Below are 17163 nucleotides of genomic sequence, written 5' to 3'. Positions count from 1 at the left end.
GGGCTAACTCGCCGGTCTGTTGCAAATGCCGCAGTCCGGACGCATTGGCTGCGGCATTTGCAACAGCGGCGTAAGGTTCGGTTTTTTGTAACTCACTGAATTTATATTGTTAATTTTTTATTCACCATTGGCACGATTATCGCTAACACTCATATAACCAAATTAAAACAACTCTTCGATAAATATCGGATATGGTTATATAGGAAATGGATAATGACGCAAAAAACCGACGATAAAATCAACGTGTTCTGGTTTCTGCCCACCCACGGCGATGGCCGCTACCTGGGCACCTCGGAGGGCGGACGCCCGGTTGATTTGCCTTACCTGCAGCAGGTGGCGCTGGCGGCCGATAGCCTCGGCTACTACGGCGTGCTGATCCCAACGGGGAAAAGCTGCGAAGACTCCTGGCTGGTGGCCTCGGCGCTGGCGCCGTTGACCCGCCGCCTGCGCTATCTGGTGGCCGTTCGTCCGGGCCTGCAGCCGCCGACGCTGGCGGCGAGGATGGCGACGACGCTCGACCGCCTGTCGGGCGGTCGGCTGCTGATTAACGTGGTGACCGGCGGCGATCCGGTGGAGAACAAAGGCGACGGTATTTTCCTCAGCCACGGCGAACGCTATCAGGTCACCCGCGAATTTCTCGACGTCTACTCGCGCCTGCTGAAAGGTGAAAAGGTGGATTATCACGGCGAGCATATCCACGTGGAAGGCGCGGAAGTGCTGTTTCCGCCGGTACAGGAAAACGGCCCGCCGCTGTTTTTTGGCGGCTCCTCTGAGGAAGCCATCGACGTCGCCGCCGATCAAATCGATACCTACCTGACCTGGGGGGAGCCGCCGGCGCTGGTGGCCGAAAAGCTGGCGATAGTGCGCGAGCGCGCCGCCGCCCGGGGCCGCACGTTGCAGTACGGGATTCGTCTGCATGTGATTGTTCGCGAAACCGAAGAGGAGGCGTGGGCCGCCGCCGATCGGCTGATTTCACACCTTGATGACGAAACTATCGCCCAGGCGCAGAAAATTTTTGCCCGTATGGACTCCACAGGCCAGGCGCGAATGAGTTCGCTGCATAAAGGATCGCGCGACAATCTGCGTATTGCGCCGAACCTGTGGGCGGGCGTGGGACTGGTGCGCGGCGGGGCCGGGACGGCGCTGGTCGGCAATCCGCAGCAGGTGGCAGAACGCATTCGTGAATATCAGGCGCTCGGTATCACCAACTTTATCTTCTCCGGCTACCCGCATCTGGAAGAAGCCCATCGTTTCGCTGACCTGGTCATGCCGCTATTGCCGCTGGCAGGCCACGATCAGCCGAAGGCGCGTAGCGTCAATACCGGCCCGTTTGGCGAAACCATCGGCGGCGATAAGCGTCCGGTGAAACAGGTCAGCGCAAGCTGAGGAGGCGCGTATGTTACACCGATTTGTGAAGGCGGTGGGCTATGCAAACTGAACCGCACGTGGTGATTGTCGGCGGCGGATTTAGCGGTGCGGCGGTGGCGATTCATCTCCTGCGCCTGGCGCCGGTTGGCGTGCGGGTCACGCTGCTGGAGCCGCGCGAGGTGCCCGGCGCGGGCGTGGCCTACTCCACAACCGAACCGAGCCATCGGATTAATGTTCCCGCCGCGCGGATGCAGCTCGCCGGTGAAGAGGAGGGCGCGTTCGATCGCTGGTACCGCAGCCAGCCCGCCTTTGCGGATGACCCGCATGCCCTGCTGGCAGACGGCGCGGTCTATCCGCAGCGCGGTCAGTTTGGCCGCTATGTCGCCCAGCGTTTCGCCGAGGAGGCGCGCGCCAGCGGCGGGCGGCTGACGCATCTGCGCGAGCAGGCGCTGAGCGTTAATCATGGTGAAGTTGTCACCGACGGCGGGCGTCGGCTGCAGGCCGATCTGCTGGTGCTGGCCATCAGCCATCCGCCGCCGTCGCTGCCGTCGCTGGCGACGCCGTTCGTAACGCATCCGGCGCTCATCGCTAACCCCTGGCGAGCGGGCGTGCTGGCAACTATCGCCCCGGAAGCGAGCGTCGCGGTCATGGGCACCTGCCTGACGATGGCGGACACCGTCGCGACCCTGACGCGTCTGGGCCATCGGGGGCCGATCGCGGCATTTTCACGCCGCGGGCTGCTGTCCCGCAGCAACCTCAGCGGCAGTAGTGAACCCTGGCCTGGCGAATACGATTGCGGAACGCTGCGCCAGCGGCTGCGGCAAATCCGTCTGGATATCGAGCGCGCGGCGGAGCAGGGACAGGCCTGGCAGGTGGTGCTGGACGCGGTGCGTAATCAGGGGCAGAGCATCTGGCAGGGGCTGACGGTGGCCGATCGCCAGCGCTTCCTGCGTCATTTGCGCAGCTACTGGGACGTTCACCGCTACCGTATCGCTCCGCAGGTCGCCGGGGTCCTTGAGCAGCGCCAGCGCGACGGCAGCCTGCGGGTGCTGGCGGCCAGGCTGACGGCGCTGGAAGGCGACGCGCAAAAGCTGGCGCTAACCCTGACGCCCCGGCGCGGTGAAACGCTGCGGGTGAGCGCTGACCACTTTATTTTAACCACCGGCCCGGCGTACGGCGGGTTGACCGACAGCCAGCCGCTGCTGCGTCAGCTGAGCCAGCGTGGGCTGATTCGCGCCGATGCGTTCGGCCTTGGCCTGGACGTCGATCCCCGCTCGCGGGCGATAGGCCGGGAAGGGCGGATTACGCCCAATCTGCTGGTTTCCGGACCCGCCGCGCGGGCGTATTTCGGAGAATTAATGGGGCTGCCGCAGGTGGCCGACCATGCCGCCGCCGTGGCCGACGAAGCGCTGCGGACCCTGGGCGTCAAACAATCCGCCCGATGTCCGGCGTTCTGAACGCCTTTTATCCCCTGATTCCTTTAATGATTATGCGCGCGTCCCGACAGCGGGGCGCGCCGTGGAGAGTGCTATGTCATCACAACGTGAAATTCGTCTGAACGCTTTTGATATGAACTGCGTCGGCCATCAGTCGCCGGGGCTGTGGGCCCATCCGCGCGACCGCTCCTGGCAGTATAAAGACCTCGAGTATTGGGTCGACCTGGCGCGTCTGCTGGAGCGGGGCAAGTTTGACGGGCTATTTATCGCCGATGTGCTGGGCGTCTATGACGTACTGAACGGTAACGGCGATGCGGCGATCCGCCAGGCGGCGCAGGTGCCGGTCAACGATCCGCTGGCGCTGATTACGCCGATGGCGCTGGTGACGGAGCATCTGGGATTCGGCCTGACCGCTTCGCTCTCTTTTGAGCATCCCTATCCGTTCGCCCGCCGTCTTTCAACCCTCGACCATCTGACCAAGGGTCGAGTGGGCTGGAATATCGTGACCTCCTACCTTGAGAGCGGGGCGCGTAATATTGGCCAGAAAGCGCAGACCGACCACGACGCCCGCTACGACTACGCCGATGAATATCTGGAGGTGGTCTATAAGCTGCTGGAGGGGAGCTGGGAGGATGGCGCGGTGCTGCGCGACAGGGAACGTAAGATCTTCAGCGATCCGCGAAAAATTCACCCGATTAACCATCAGGGGAACTTCTTCTCGGTGCCGGGGATCCACCTCTGCGAGCCGTCGCCGCAGCGTACGCCGGTACTCTATCAGGCGGGCGCCTCCAGCCGCGGCAAGCAGTTCGCCGCCGGCCACGCGGAGTGCGTATTTGTCGGCGCGCCGTCGAAAGTGCTGCTGAAAAAGACGGTGGCGGATATTCGCCGTCGCGCCGAGGAGGCCGGGCGCGATCCGCGCAGCATCCTGATCTTCAATATGCAGACGGTCATCGTCGGCGAAACCGACCGTGAAGCCCAGGCTAAATGGCAGGAGTATAAACCGTACGTCAGCTACGAAGGGGCGCTGGCTCTGCTCTCCGGCTGGACCGGCATCGACCTTGGTCAGTATCAGCCGGATCAGGTGCTGGAGTATCTGCATACCAACGCGATTCAGTCGATGGTAGAGGCGTTTTCCACCGCCGATCCGAACAGCCAGTGGACCGTGCAGAAGCTGGCGGACTGGGCGGGGATCGGCGGCTTCGGGCCGCTGGTGGTCGGCAGCCCGCAGACGGTCGCCGATGAGCTGCAGTCCTGGGTCGAAGAGACCGACGTCGATGGGTTTAACCTCGCCTATGCGGTGACCCACGAAACCTTCCGCGACGTGGTGGATTTGCTGGTCCCTGAGCTGCAAAAGCGCGGCGTGTTTAAGCAGGAGTATCGCGAGGGAACCCTGCGCGAGAAGCTGTTTGGCGCCGGCCCGCGGCTGGCTGCGCCGCATCCGGGCGCAGGCTATCGCTACGGCGCGCAGGTCGCGGTCGGAAGTGAAGAGAAGGTGAGTTAATTTTGCCGGTCCCTCTCTCCCCGAAGGGTGAGGGGCTGAACTGTGGGGCGGGAGGTTTTTCCCGGAGGCGGCGCTTGACGCGCCTGTCCGGGCTACGGATCCACCGCCGTCTGCGGGCCGGTAGCCCGGGTAAGGCGCCTGCGCCGCGACCCGGGAAGGGAAGACTTACTGCTTATCCAGCGACCAGGTCGCGCTGCGAACATCGACTTTCACCGGCAGCAGGCCGATACGGGTGAAGGTATCCGCCAGCGCCTGCTGTTCGTTATAGACCGCAGGCGTCATACGCTCGGCACCATAAGGCAGACGCGCCAGCGTCTTCAGCCAGATAGCCTTATCCAGCCCGGTTGAGGTGGAGAGGATCCCGGCGGCATCGTCCTGATGACTGTTGGCCCATTCGCTCAGTTTACCCAGCTCATCCACCACCTGCTTTGCGGTATCCGGATAGGTGTCGGCAAATTTGCGGCTGGCCAGGTAGAAGGTGTAGTGCGGCACCAGCCCTTCGGCATTGCCAATCTGTCGCGCTTTGGCGTTCGTTTCCACTTCGGCGAGGAACGGATCCCAGATAACCCAGGCGTCAATAGCGCCGCGCTGGAAGGCGGCGCGGGCGTCAGCAGGCGGCAGATAGACCGGCGTGATATCTTTATAGCTCAGCCCGGCTTTCTCCAGCGCGGTCACCAGCAGGTAGTTTACGTCGGAGCCTTTATTGAGCCCCACGCGCTTGCCCTTAAGATCGGCCACGCTCTTAATTGCCGAGTTTTCCGCCACCACGATGGCCTCGGTTTTTGGGTTCGCCGGGGAGTGGGCTAAATAGACCAGATCCGCCTGCGCCGCCTGAGCAAAGGCCGGCGGCGCATCGCCGGTGGCGGCGAGGTCGATGCTGCCGACGTTCAGCCCTTCCAGCATCTGCGGCCCGGCGGGAAATTCAATCCAGCGGACGGCGATACCCTGCTTTTTGAAGCTTTCATCGAGGGTGCCGCGATATTTAAGCAGCGCGAAGATATTAGCTTTCTGATAACCGATATTCACGGTCTCCGGCGCTTTCGCCAGCGCGGAAGCGGATAAGCCTGCCAGCAGTAGCAGCAGCGCTGGGCGGGATAATCTGAGCATGATTTGTTCTCCTTGAGCGGTGTTTCCGTAAGGTAACAAATCGTCTTTATAACTAATAAATAACTAAATTATCATTTATATAACATAAATGAAGGAGGAGGGCAGGGAAAAGAAGCCCGGCATGCCGCAGCATACCGGGAGGGGGGCGTTAATCGCAGGCGACAATCTTCATTGCCAGGCCGCCGCGCGAGGTTTCACGATATTTGGCGTTCATATCTTTGCCCGTTTCGTACATGGTCTCGATGACTTTATCGAGGCACACCCGCGGCTCGCTGGTGCGGCGCAGGGCCATACGCGCGGCGTTGACCGCCTTGACCGCTGCGATAGCGTTACGCTCGATGCACGGCACCTGCACCTGGCCGGCAACCGGATCGCAGGTGAGACCGAGGTTGTGCTCCATACCAATTTCCGCCGCGATGCATACCTGACCCGGACTGCCGCCAAGCAGTTCAGCCAGACCGGCCGCCGCCATTGAACAGGCTACGCCGACTTCACCCTGGCAGCCCACTTCGGCGCCGGAAATCGAGGCGTTCATCTTATAGAGCGAGCCAATGGCGCTGGTGACCAGCATGTAGCGCGCCAGCGAGTTGGCGTTCACTTTGCGGATGAACTTGTCGTAGTAGGCCAGCACCGCAGGTACGATACCGCAGGCGCCGTTGGTCGGCGCGGTCACGACGCGTCCGCCGGCGGCGTTCTCTTCGTTAACCGCCAGGGCGAACATGTTAATCCAGTCAACGACCGCCATCGGGTCGCTGTTGGTGTTGTCCTGGCTTACCAGCATCCGGCGCAGCGCGGCGGCGCGACGCGGCACCCGCAGCTTGCCCGGCAGAACCCCCTCGGTGGTGATGCCGCGCTCAATTCCGCTGCTCATCACTTCCCAGACCGCGGCAAAATGCTGCTCCAGCGCTTCTTTACTGTGCAGCGCCAGCTCGTTTTGCATCATCAGACCGGAGAGCGATAGCCCGCTTTCGCGGCAGTGGCGCTGCAGATCGGCGGCGTTTTTATACGGATAAGGTACGGCGACCGGCGCCTCGCGGGTCACGCCGAAATGGTCTTCATCGACGATAAACCCGCCGCCGATGGAGTAATACGTCTGGCTGTAGAGAACCTTCTCGCCGCCGAGGGCGGTAATACGCATGCCGTTTTCATGCCGCGACAGGTTGTCGGCGTGGAAATTCATGCACCGATCGACCGGGAACGCCACTTCCTGCTGGCCATTTGCCAGCATCAGGCGGCCATGGGTGTTGACGTCCTGGATAAAGCCGGGAATCGCGTCGATGTCGACGGTATCCGGCAGGTTGCCCGCCAGGCCCATAATAATCGCGATATCGGTATGGTGGCCTTTTCCCGTCAGGGAAAGGGAGCCGTAGACATCGACGACGACTTTGGTTACCTCGGAAAGCAGCCCGCGCTCAATAAGATCGTCCGTGAATTGTTTGCCCGCTTTCATCGGTCCAACGGTGTGGGAGCTGGAAGGGCCAATGCCGATTTTAAAAATATCGAATACGCTGATCATGATGCATCCAGTGCTGTCGGGAGCGCCGCCGTCAGGCGGCGCGGGGGATATTAACTAAACAGAGAGTAGAAAATCGCGGAGATAGCAATCAGGCCCATAATCACCACGAAAACGTTGCTGACGTGGCCGCTGTATTTACGCATCGCCGGGACTTTCTGAATCGCGTACATCGGCATCAGGAACAGAATCATCGCGATAATCGGGCCGCCCAGGGTTTCGATCATCCCGAGGATGCTGGGGTTCAGCGTCGCCACAATCCAGGTGGTGACCAGCATGAACAGGGCGGTGATTTTGTTCAGTTTATTGATTTCGATGGACTTGCCTTTACCGCGCAGGGATTTAATCACCATGCCGTTAAAGCCTTCGCGAGCGCCCAGGTAGTGGCCAAGGAAGGATTTAGTGATGGCGATCATCGCAATGATCGGCGCCATCCAGGCGATGATCGGCGCGTTAAAGTGGTTCGCCAGGTAAGACAGAATCGAGATGTTCTGATCTTTCGCCGCCGCCAGATCCGCCGGGGAGAGGCTCAGTACGCAGCTGAAGACGAAGAACATGACGGTCAGCACCATCATGATGTGCGCGCGGGCCAGAATGCTGGAGCATTTTTTCTCTGCGCCCTGGCCGTACTCTTCGCGTTTCGCGACGGCGAAGGAGGAGATGATCGGCGAGTGGTTAAAAGAAAACACCATTACCGGAATCGCCAGCCACAGGGTCATCCACAGGCCGTTGCCGGTCGCGGTCGCGCTGCTCAGGGAGAGGGTTTCCAGCGCCGCGCCGTTCCACTGCGGGATCAGATAAAAGGCCAGAATCATCAGCGCGACCACGAACGGGAACACCAGCACGCTCATCGCTTTCACAATCATCTGCTCGCCGAAGCGCACGATGGTCATCATGCCGACAATCAGAATCAGGGAAAGAATGGCGCGAGGCGGCGGCGTTATGTGCAGCTGGTGCAGCATAAAGCTTTCCACGGTGTTGGTGATCGCCACGCTGTAGACCAGCAGAATCGGGTAGATGGCGAAGAAGTAGAGCAGGGTAATCAGCTTACCTGCGCCAACGCCGAAATGCTCTTCGACCACTTCAGTGATGTCTTCGCCCGGATTCTTACCGGACAGCACGAAACGGGTCATCCCGCGGTGGGCGAAGAAGGTCATCGGGAAGGCCAGAATCGCCATGATGATCAGCGGGATCATGCCGCCGACGCCGGCGTTGATCGGCAGAAACAGGACGCCCGCGCCGATAGCCGTGCCGTACAGGCCCAGCATCCACATGGTGTCCGTCTTACGCCAACCGCTACGGGTAGCATCCGAAACGATGGTGCTGGTTTGAGTGGTTTCCATCTGTATCTCCTGGAGGAAGCAACAAAATCTATTGAATAAAAAAGACCAAATAATATGAAATTCGTTTGTTTACGGTTTTTTAGGCATTTTCTCCGTAACAATTGGTGCGGGAAGATACATTTATATGGTGAATGCATCAGTGATCGCGATCTCAAATGCAATAATCCACTTTAAATGTAAGCAATTTTAGTCCAACAGCCTGTTTCTGGTGATCAGCCAGAGATTTGTGGCGCGGAGGCTATCATTTTCAGCATATGAGAGAATAGTGGCGCGACGTAATAACGAGGTTTTTACTGTAAAAATGCGAAGTTCTCGACGTTTTTACGTTAAAAGGCGTTTTTCCTGGTGATATTTATTGCAGTTTTTGGAAACGCAAACGATTGGCTTTTGTAAAGGCGATGCTAAAAATTCATAAAAGGAATGATTTATCTGGAAAGCATACGGGCGAATGGAGAAGCGAAAAAGCGGAGAAAGAGTGCGGCCCGGGCGGGGAGAAATAGCCCGGGGGCGTAAGCCGCCGCCCGGGAGAAGAGCAGAAGAGAACTCAGGAACAGATTTCGTAGCAGGGGATGTAAGCGGTGCCGCCCGGCAGCTTCATACGATGCTGCGCCACAAAGCCCTGCAGCAGATCGTCCATGCGGCGCATCATTGCCGGGTCGCCGTGAATCTTATACGGGCCGAATTTCTCGATAGCCTGGATACCCACCTCTTTAACGTTACCGGCGACGATACCGGAGAAGGCGCGGCGGAGATCCGCTGCCAGCACTTCCACCGGCTGGTCCGGATAGAGCTTAAGATTGGCCATATTCTCATGGGTCGGATCGAATGGCATCTGCAGGTCCGGCGCAATGCGCATCGACCAGTTGAAGCTGTAGGCGTCGCCGGTCTCGCGGCGATTCTCTTTCACCATCGGCATCGCTTTTTTCATCTGCCGGGCCACTTCCGCGGCGTCGTCAACGATAATGCGATAGTGACGACGGGCGGCTTCACCCAGCGTATGGACGATAAACTCATCCAGCACGCGGAAATAATCGGCGCTCTCTTTTGGCCCGGTGAGAATCAGCGGCAGAACCTGCGACTTGTTCGAAGGGTGCATCAAAATGCCCAGCAGATAGAGCAGCTCTTCCGCCGTGCCCACGCCGCCCGGGAAGATGATGATGCCGTGGGCGATGCGCACGAATGCCTCCAGGCGTTTTTCGATATCCGGCATGATGATCAGTTCGTTCACCAGCGGGTTCGGCGGCTCGGCGGCGATAATCGACGGCTCGGTCATACCGATAAAGCGGCTGTCTCTGTAACGCTGCTGCGCGTGGCCGACGGCGGCGCCTTTCATCGGTGCTTCCATCGCGCCCGGTCCACAGCCGGTACAGATATTCAGTTCGCGCAGGCCCAGCTGGGTGCCGACGCGGCGGGCGTACAGATATTCGTTTTCGTTAATCGAGTGGCCGCCCCAGCAGACAATCATGTTTGGCGCTTCGCCGACGTGCAGGGCGCGGGCGTTACGCAAAATGGAGAATACCAGGTTGGTGATATGTACCGAGCTTTCAAGATCGAGATTCGGGAAGCGAACGGTATTGTGGATCTGGCCGTAGACGAACAGGATATCGCGCAGTACGGCAAACAGGTTGGCCTGCAGGGAACGGATAATACGCCCGTCAACGAAAGCGTCTTCCGGCGGGTTGATCAGTTCCAGCTTCACGCCGCGTTCGCGACGCAGCACGTTAATATCGAAGTTTTCAAAACGAGACAGAAGCTCCTTGCTGTTATCGGTCAGGCTCCCCGAGTTGAGCACAGCAAGTGAGCAGTTGCGAAAGAGTTGATACAGGTCACTGCTGGCGGTGCGTTTAAGCATATCCACTTCCAGCTGCGACAGCATATCCATTGAACCAAGCGGGCTAACATGTGTAATCAAGTGAACTCCTTACAGGACGATTATCGTCTTCCTGTGATTACAATAGCCCTGCTGATGGCGTTTTCACAACCTTGCGCGCGGGTTAACGCGCGCAAATTGTGAAAATGTTTACTATTGACGGGCGAGGCGACCGGTGGCCGGCACAAAATCGGTATTGCTGCGCCATGGGTTGATATCAAGACCGCCTCGTCGCGTGTAGCGCGCATAAACGGAAAGGGCTTCCGGCTGGCAGAAACGCTGAATGTCATTGAAGATGCGCTCTACGCACTGCTCGTGGAACTCGTTGTGGTGGCGGAATGACACCAGATAGCGCAGCAGCTTTTCGCGATCGATTTTCGCCCCGCGATACTGGATTTGCACCGACCCCCAGTCTGGCTGGTGGGTAATCAGGCAGTTGGACTTCAGCAGATGGCTGACCAGGGTCTCTTCGACCACTTTGCCGGCCGCGGCGTCCTGCAGGTAATCGGCGCTGAACTGGTAATTATCGATTTCAATATCCTGGTCGTCGATGCAGGTGCCGTGCAGATGAGCGACCGGCTGGCCTTCGAGCTCATCGAGGCGATACAGCGCTACCTTCACTTCTCCTTGCGCACAGGCGCTGAGATCGCGCGCCAGCGTCGCCTCGACCGCCTGCCAGTCGGCAAAGCGCGTCTGGTTGAAGCTGTTGAGATAGAGCTTAAAGCTTTTTGATTCCACCAGGTTTACGGTGGTATCGCTGAGCTCCACGTGGCCCACGGCGACCTGCGGCAGGCCTTTGGCGTTCAGCCAGGAGAGCTCATACAGCGTCCAGATATCGGCACCGTGAAACGGCAGGTTATCGGCGTGCAGATCCAGCGGGTCGCGGTTCAGGCTGCGCGGGACGCCCTGAAGCAGGCTGGCGTCGTAGGTATCGCGGTAATCGGTTGATTTTCCGAGCGTCAGGCCGGCCAGCGCCTGATGATTATCGTAAGAAGACATGTTTCACCATAGTTAAAGCGGTTACACTATATGCCAAGTGTATCCTGTCTAACGTGAAGAGAGAAACCGGTGGACCAGCAAACCGCAGAAGCGCTACAAGCATTTACCCAACGTTATTGTGAGGCGTGGCAGCAGCAGCGCTCCAGCCTGCCGCGCAGCGAAGAGCTTTACGGTATCCCGTCGCCGTGCGTCAATGGCACGGATGATGACGGCGTTTTCTGGCAGCCGCAGCCGTTTTCATTAGCACAAAATATTGACGCGGTTGAACGGGCGCTGGAGATTGTGGTACAACAACCGCTTCATGCTTATTATACCACTCAGTTTGCCGGCGATATGCAGGCGCGTTTTGCCGATGAAACAGCCGATGAAACCATGACGCTGCTGCAAACCTGGAGCCCGGATGATTTCCAGCGGGTGCAGGAGAATCTGATTGGTCATCTGCTGGTGCAAAAGCGTTTGAAGCTGTCGCCCACGCTGTTTATCGCCACGCTGGACAGCGAACTGGAGGTCATTTCGGTCTGTAATATGAGCGGTGAAGTGATCAAAGAGACCCTCGGCACCCGAAAACGGACGACCCTTTCTCCCTCGCTTGCGAGTTTCCTTAATTCCCTTAAGCCAGTTCTGTAATCCACACTACCCAAACTTTTGTGAGAGATCTCTTACAAGACCTGTAAGAGATCGTCATCATTTAAGCCGATCCTTCAGGGGGCGTATTTTAAGAAATATAATATTTTTCAAGTGATTAATGATTTTCTCATTAAGGATACTGACGATTAATCTTAAGATATTGTCTTAACAAGGGTTGTAAGACAGGGCGGAATCAGGGATTCTATACACATCGACAGGGAGTTGATAAACGAAGTGAACATCAGGATGATGACGCTTCTGCAGGACCCGCCAGGATGGCGTTGCAAGGACAGGCTTCAGGATGAAGCACAGGATAACGCAGGATTGCGTAAAAGGACACCTCCAGGAAGGAGAACGAGAGCCGAGCGGGACGTTCGGTGGATCAGGAAGATCAGGACAGACTTAAGGATGAGTTATTTCGCATCGGGGTGGTGTGAAAGCAGGATGCAACTGTTTATGGATGAACATGGTCAGGAGACCTCAGGAAAAGTTTTCAAGGACGAGCAGGGAGCACCAATGTAGCTGGATTGCTGCAAAACGAACCGGGAGCACTGTTTTATACAGTGCTCCCTTTTTTTATTTCTCGTCTGAATTTGCTATTCTGCGCCGGTTTTTAACTCACCGAGGTTTCCCATGACTCTTGACCATCGCGTGCGCGAGCGCCTGCTCGCCATTGAAGCGCTGCTGCGCGAAACGGAACACTGGCAGGATAGTGCTCCCGATAGCCGCGCGTTTGCCAGCGAACAGCCGTTTTGCCTCGACACCATGGAGCCGCTTGAATGGCTGCAGTGGGTATTGATTCCGCGTATGCACCAGCTTCTGGAAAGCGGAACGCCGCTGCCGCAGAACTTCGCCGTTGCGCCCTATTATGAGATGGCTCTGGATAATGCTCACCCCGTGCGCGAGCGGGTGCTGGCCGAACTGGTCCTGCTGGATGCGCTGTTTGCCGGCGGCGAAGCCTGATGCTGGAGATTTTATATCAGGACCAGTGGCTGGTCGCGGTGAACAAGCCATCGGGCTGGCTGGTGCACCGCAGCTGGCTGGATCGTGATGAAAAAGTGGTGGTGATGCAGACCGTGCGCGACCAGATAGGCCAGCACGTGTTCACCGCCCATCGCCTCGACAGGCCGACGTCCGGCGTGCTGCTGATGGGGCTGTCGAGCGAAGCGGGAAGATTGCTGTCGCAGCAGTTCGAGCAGCATCAAATGCAGAAACGCTATCATGCGATCGCTCGCGGCTGGCTGAACGACGAAGCGGTGCTTGATTACCCGCTGGTTGAGGAACTGGATAAAATCGCCGATAAGTTTGCCCGCGAAAATAAAGACCCGCAGCCGGCGGTGACGCATTATCGCGGCCTGGCGACGGTAGAGATGCCGGTGGCGACCGGCCGTTACCCCACGACCCGCTATAGCCTGGTGGAGCTGGAACCGAAAACCGGACGTAAACACCAGCTACGTCGCCATCTTGCCCATCTTCGCCATCCGATTATCGGCGATAGCAAACACGGCGATTTGCGGCAGAATCGCAGCGCGGCGGCGCACTTTGGCTGCGATCGGCTGATGCTGCACGCCAGCCAGCTCTCGTTAACGCATCCCTTTACCGGCGAACCGTTGGTTATTCGCGCCGGTCTTGACGACGTCTGGATGCGCGCGCTGTCGCAGTTTGGCTGGCGCGGCCTTCTCCCGCTAAATGAAAGGGTTGAGTTTGCCGACGACTGCGGTCAGGATGAAGAGATACAGGTCAATTCAGGGAGATAGTCATGGCAGAAGTCGGAATTTTTGTCGGCACGATGTATGGAAATTCGCTCCTGGTCGCCGAAGAGGCGCAGGCTATTTTGAGCGGGCTGGGGCATCAGGCGAAAGTCTTTGAGGATCCCGAGGTCAAAGACTGGGAGTCGTATAGCGGTAGATATGTGCTGGTGGTGACATCGACCACCGGACAGGGCGATTTACCGGACAGTATCGTGCCCTTGTACGAAGGCATCAAAGATATGTATCAGCCGCATTTACGCTATGGGATTATCGCCCTGGGCGATAGCACCTACGCTAACTTCTGCGGCGGCGGCCTAAAGTTTGATGCGTTATTGCAAGAACAGGGCGGCACGCGCGTTGGCGAGATGCTGATGATTGACGCCAGCGAAGATCCGGAACCCGAAAGCGTCTCTAACCCGTGGGTCACGCAGTGGGCGTCGCTGCTCGATTAAAAAGTTTCGCCCTCTCCCTACACTAGAGGGCGCTCCTTTTTTACTGATGTTCAATGCCAGAGCCAGATTAACGGTCAAAAAGATCGTACCAATTCTCCACGTGGCTGGCTTCGGGCATTTGCCTTAAAACCTGTGTAATGCCAGGGCCTTTACCGGGCTATTTCACGGGGTCAAGAGAGTTGATTCACACTCCTGCCTTTTGCACCGCCGTTTCCGCCTCTGAACGCGCGCGGTTTTTCATTTCCGTGAACCATCCCCCATCTCATTAGGCATACGCCATAAATCACATTTACTCAGCCGGTGAAAGCTGTGTATTTGCACGGTGAGCCCGCCAGCCCCTCTTTTTATACTTTCCCTGCCAGTTCCCAATGCAGTGCCAGATATAACGAAAACAATGAAAAACACTAACACGTCATTCTGAGTACCCTACAGGTTGTGCTGTTCAGAATGAACGTAGCTAACGCTATGATTCAGGAGTGCAACAATGAGTTCATTAAGTCAGGCGGCGAGCGGCGCTGAAAAGCGCACCAATGCTCGCTACTGGATAGTGGTGATGCTGTTTATCGTCACATCCTTCAACTACGGCGACCGCGCCACCTTATCCATTGCCGGATCGGAGATGGCCAAAGATATTGGTCTTGACGCCGTTGGCATGGGGTATGTTTTCTCCGCGTTTTCATGGGCCTATGTGATCGGCCAAATCCCGGGCGGTTGGCTGCTTGACCGTTTCGGTTCAAAACGCGTCTACTTCTGGTCCATTTTTATCTGGTCCATGTTTACCCTGCTGCAGGGCTTCGTCGATATCTTCAGCGGCTTCGGCATTATCGTCGCGCTGTTTACCCTGCGTTTCCTTGTCGGCCTGGCCGAAGCGCCATCTTTCCCCGGAAACAGCCGTATCGTCGCGGCGTGGTTCCCGGCGCAGGAGAGGGGCACCGCGGTGGCTATCTTTAACTCCGCGCAATACTTTGCCACCGTTATTTTTGCGCCAATCATGGGTTGGCTGACCCATGAGGTGGGCTGGTCGCACGTGTTCTTCTTTATGGGCGGACTCGGGATTATCATCAGCTTTGTCTGGCTGAAGGTCATTCATGAACCCAACCAGCATCCGGGCGTGAACCAAAAAGAGCTGGATTACATCGCCGCAGGCGGCGCGCTGATCAACATGGATCAGGCGGCGGCCAAAGCCAAGGTGCCGTTTAGCGTAAAATGGGGGCAAATTAAGCAGCTGCTGGGCTCCCGCATGATGATTGGCGTCTATATCGGACAGTACTGCATTAACGCTTTAACCTATTTCTTTATCACCTGGTTCCCGGTTTATCTGGTGCAGGCGCGCGGCATGTCCATTCTGAAAGCCGGTTTTGTCGCTTCGGTGCCGGCTATCTGCGGCTTCGCGGGCGGCGTGCTCGGCGGGATTATTTCCGACTGGCTGATGCGTCGTACCGGCTCGCTGAACATCGCGCGTAAAACGCCGATCGTGATGGGGATGCTGCTGTCGATGGTGATGGTGTTCTGTAACTACGTCAACGTGGAGTGGATGATCATCGGCTTTATGGCGCTGGCCTTCTTCGGTAAAGGCATCGGCGCGCTGGGCTGGGCGGTCATGGCGGATACGGCACCGAAAGAGATCAGCGGGCTGAGCGGCGGTCTGTTCAACATGTTCGGCAATATCTCCGGCATCGTGACGCCGATTGCGATTGGCTACATCGTTGGCACCACCGGTTCGTTTAACGGCGCGCTGATTTATGTGGGCGTCCATGCGCTGGTGGCGGTGCTGAGCTATCTGGTTCTGGTCGGCGATATTAAGCGTATTGAACTGAAACCTGTGGCAGGACAATCATCATGACAACGCAATCGAGCCCCGTTATCACGGACATGAAGGTTATCCCGGTGGCCGGGCAGGACAGTATGCTGCTCAATATCGGCGGTGCCCATAACGCGTACTTTACCCGTAATATCGTGGTGCTGACCGACAGCGCCGGCAATACCGGCGTCGGCGAAGCGCCCGGCGGCGAGGTGATTTATCAGACGCTGGTGGAGGCGATCCCGATGGTTTTGGGGCAGGAAATCGCCCGCCTGAATAAAGTGGTTCAGCAGGTGCATAAAGGCAACCAGGCCGCGGATTTCGACACCTTTGGTAAAGGCGCCTGGACGTTCGAACTGCGGGTGAACGCGGTGGCGGCGCTGGAGGCTGCGCTGCTGGATCTGTTGGGCAAGGCGCTCAACGTGCCGGTTTGCGAACTGCTGGGGCCGGGCAAGCAGCGCGATGCGGTGACCGTGCTGGGCTACCTGTTCTACGTGGGCGATCGTACGAAGACCGATCTGCCCTATCTGGAAAGCACGCCGGGCAGCCACGCGTGGTATCGCCTGCGTCATCAGGAAGCGCTGAACAGCGAGGCGGTGGTGCGGCTGGCGGAAGCCGCGCAGGATCGCTACGGCTTTAAAGATTTCAAACTCAAGGGCGGCGTGCTGCCCGGCGAGCAGGAGATCGAAACCGCCCGCGCGCTGAAGAAGCGTTTCCCGGATGCGCGCATTACGGTCGACCCAAACGGCGCCTGGCTGCTGGATGAAGCCATCGCCCTGTGCAAAGGGCTGAACGATGTGCTGACCTACGCCGAAGACCCCTGCGGCGCCGAGCAGGGCTTTTCCGGCCGCGAAGTGATGGCGGAATTCCGCCGCGCCACCGGTTTGCCGGTGGCTACTAACATGATCGCCACCAACTGGCGCGAAATGGGCCATGCGGTGATGCTGAACGCCGTGGATATTCCGCTGGCCGATCCGCACTTCTGGACCCTGTCCGGCGCGGTGCGCGTGGCGCAGCTGTGCGATGACTGGGGCCTGACCTGGGGCTGCCATTCCAATAACCACTTTGATATTTCACTGGCCATGTTCACCCACGTCGGCGCGGCGGCGCCGGGTAACCCCACGGCCATCGATACCCACTGGATTTGGCAGGAGGGAGATTGCCGTCTGACCAAAAATCCGCTGGAGATTAAGCACGGAAAAATTGCTGTTCCGGACGCGCCAGGACTTGGCGTTGAGCTGGACTGGGAGCAGGTACAGAAAGCGCATGAGGCGTATAAAAAGCTGCCCGGCGGCGCGCGTAATGACGCAGGCCCAATGCAGTACCTGATCCCCGGATGGACTTTTGACCGTAAACGCCCCGTTTTCGGCCGTCACTGATTTGAATAAGGACTAA

At 58.2% G+C, this 17163-nt stretch carries 14 protein-coding genes; 9 read left to right on the top strand and 5 right to left on the bottom strand.

The genetic code is table 11. From position 1 onward, the window contains the following. Positions 1–213 precede the first annotated feature (213 nt). The 3 genes from ssuD (at position 214) to FQK12_RS23410 (ending at position 4305) form a co-directional block, all read left to right on the top strand. Positions 214–1386, top strand: a complete 1173-nt coding sequence (ssuD, locus tag FQK12_RS23420; protein ID WP_014226611.1) for an FMNH2-dependent alkanesulfonate monooxygenase — start codon at positions 214–216, stop codon at positions 1384–1386. Between the two features lie 41 nt (positions 1387–1427). Next, the gene (locus FQK12_RS23415; protein WP_014226610.1) at positions 1428–2825 is read left to right on the top strand and encodes an FAD/NAD(P)-binding protein; all 1398 of its coding nucleotides are present in this window, start codon (positions 1428–1430) and stop codon (positions 2823–2825) included. A 73-nt stretch (positions 2826–2898) separates the two neighbouring features. After that, complete coding sequence (locus FQK12_RS23410) at positions 2899–4305, top strand: LLM class flavin-dependent oxidoreductase (RefSeq protein WP_014226609.1); 1407 nt, start codon at positions 2899–2901, stop codon at positions 4303–4305. A 165-nt stretch (positions 4306–4470) separates the two neighbouring features. Here FQK12_RS23410 and FQK12_RS23405 read toward each other — a convergent pair whose 3' ends face one another. The 5 genes from FQK12_RS23405 to queF all read right to left on the bottom strand — a co-directional run bounded on the left by FQK12_RS23405 (position 4471) and on the right by queF (position 11137). Beyond that, complete coding sequence (locus FQK12_RS23405; RefSeq protein ID WP_014226608.1) at positions 4471–5412, bottom strand: aliphatic sulfonate ABC transporter substrate-binding protein; 942 nt, start codon at positions 5410–5412, stop codon at positions 4471–4473. A 148-nt stretch (positions 5413–5560) separates the two neighbouring features. Further along, a complete protein-coding gene (locus tag FQK12_RS23400; protein WP_014226607.1) occupies positions 5561–6928 on the bottom strand; it encodes an L-serine ammonia-lyase in 1368 nt (455 codons plus the stop codon). A gap of 50 nt (positions 6929–6978) precedes the next feature. After that, positions 6979–8268 carry an HAAAP family serine/threonine permease gene (locus FQK12_RS23395; protein ID WP_004124376.1) on the bottom strand — a complete coding sequence of 430 codons (1290 nt, stop codon included), beginning with the start codon at positions 8266–8268 and terminating at the stop codon, positions 6979–6981. A 544-nt stretch (positions 8269–8812) separates the two neighbouring features. Beyond that, complete coding sequence (ppnN, locus tag FQK12_RS23390) at positions 8813–10180, bottom strand: nucleotide 5'-monophosphate nucleosidase PpnN (protein WP_004853652.1); 1368 nt, start codon at positions 10178–10180, stop codon at positions 8813–8815. Positions 10181–10291: 111 nt separating this feature from the next. Next, the gene (queF, locus tag FQK12_RS23385; protein ID WP_004853651.1) at positions 10292–11137 is read right to left on the bottom strand and encodes an NADPH-dependent 7-cyano-7-deazaguanine reductase QueF; all 846 of its coding nucleotides are present in this window, start codon (positions 11135–11137) and stop codon (positions 10292–10294) included. Between the two features lie 69 nt (positions 11138–11206). On the opposite strand from queF, the gene syd reads away from it, so the two are divergent. The 6 genes from syd (at position 11207) to FQK12_RS23350 (ending at position 17147) form a co-directional block, all read left to right on the top strand. Next, complete coding sequence (syd, locus tag FQK12_RS23380; RefSeq protein ID WP_014226606.1) at positions 11207–11764, top strand: SecY-interacting protein; 558 nt, start codon at positions 11207–11209, stop codon at positions 11762–11764. A gap of 633 nt (positions 11765–12397) precedes the next feature. Further along, a complete protein-coding gene (locus FQK12_RS23375; protein ID WP_014226604.1) occupies positions 12398–12727 on the top strand; it encodes a YqcC family protein in 330 nt (109 codons plus the stop codon). Then, positions 12727–13521 carry a tRNA pseudouridine(65) synthase TruC gene (gene truC, locus FQK12_RS23370; RefSeq protein WP_014226603.1) on the top strand — a complete coding sequence of 265 codons (795 nt, stop codon included), beginning with the start codon at positions 12727–12729 and terminating at the stop codon, positions 13519–13521. Before FQK12_RS23375 ends, truC begins: the two co-directional genes overlap by 1 nt. Before the next feature lie 2 nt (positions 13522–13523). Beyond that, complete coding sequence (locus tag FQK12_RS23365; RefSeq protein WP_014226602.1) at positions 13524–13967, top strand: flavodoxin; 444 nt, start codon at positions 13524–13526, stop codon at positions 13965–13967. 484 nt (positions 13968–14451) lie between these two features. Next, a complete protein-coding gene (gene gudP / locus FQK12_RS23355) occupies positions 14452–15810 on the top strand; it encodes a galactarate/glucarate/glycerate transporter GudP (protein WP_004124361.1) in 1359 nt (452 codons plus the stop codon). Further along, positions 15807–17147, top strand: a complete 1341-nt coding sequence (locus FQK12_RS23350; RefSeq protein WP_014226601.1) for an enolase C-terminal domain-like protein — start codon at positions 15807–15809, stop codon at positions 17145–17147. The genes gudP and FQK12_RS23350 overlap by 4 nt, the downstream gene beginning before the upstream one ends. Positions 17148–17163 lie beyond the last annotated feature (16 nt).

Source organism: Klebsiella sp. ME-303 (assembly GCF_007910085.1).
Taxonomy (GTDB): domain Bacteria; phylum Pseudomonadota; class Gammaproteobacteria; order Enterobacterales; family Enterobacteriaceae; genus Klebsiella; species Klebsiella michiganensis.
This window is presented reverse-complemented; position numbering and strand designations above follow the sequence as displayed.

Bases quoted from the DNA above. Each gene is read 5' to 3' on its own strand.
- FQK12_RS23375 (WP_014226604.1), top strand. From the start codon at position 12,398: ATGACTCTTGACCATCGCGTGCGCGAGCGCCTGCTCGCCATTGAAGCG.
- queF (WP_004853651.1), bottom strand. From the start codon at position 11,137: ATGTCTTCTTACGATAATCATCAGGCGCTGGCCGGCCTGACGCTCGGA.
- FQK12_RS23415 (WP_014226610.1), top strand. From the start codon at position 1,428: ATGCAAACTGAACCGCACGTGGTGATTGTCGGCGGCGGATTTAGCGGT.
- gudP (WP_004124361.1), top strand. From the start codon at position 14,452: ATGAGTTCATTAAGTCAGGCGGCGAGCGGCGCTGAAAAGCGCACCAAT.
- FQK12_RS23405 (WP_014226608.1), bottom strand. From the start codon at position 5,412: ATGCTCAGATTATCCCGCCCAGCGCTGCTGCTACTGCTGGCAGGCTTA.
- truC (WP_014226603.1), top strand. From the start codon at position 12,727: ATGCTGGAGATTTTATATCAGGACCAGTGGCTGGTCGCGGTGAACAAG.
- FQK12_RS23350 (WP_014226601.1), top strand. From the start codon at position 15,807: ATGACAACGCAATCGAGCCCCGTTATCACGGACATGAAGGTTATCCCG.
- FQK12_RS23365 (WP_014226602.1), top strand. From the start codon at position 13,524: ATGGCAGAAGTCGGAATTTTTGTCGGCACGATGTATGGAAATTCGCTC.
- FQK12_RS23410 (WP_014226609.1), top strand. From the start codon at position 2,899: ATGTCATCACAACGTGAAATTCGTCTGAACGCTTTTGATATGAACTGC.
- ssuD (WP_014226611.1), top strand. From the start codon at position 214: ATGACGCAAAAAACCGACGATAAAATCAACGTGTTCTGGTTTCTGCCC.
- FQK12_RS23400 (WP_014226607.1), bottom strand. From the start codon at position 6,928: ATGATCAGCGTATTCGATATTTTTAAAATCGGCATTGGCCCTTCCAGC.
- FQK12_RS23395 (WP_004124376.1), bottom strand. From the start codon at position 8,268: ATGGAAACCACTCAAACCAGCACCATCGTTTCGGATGCTACCCGTAGC.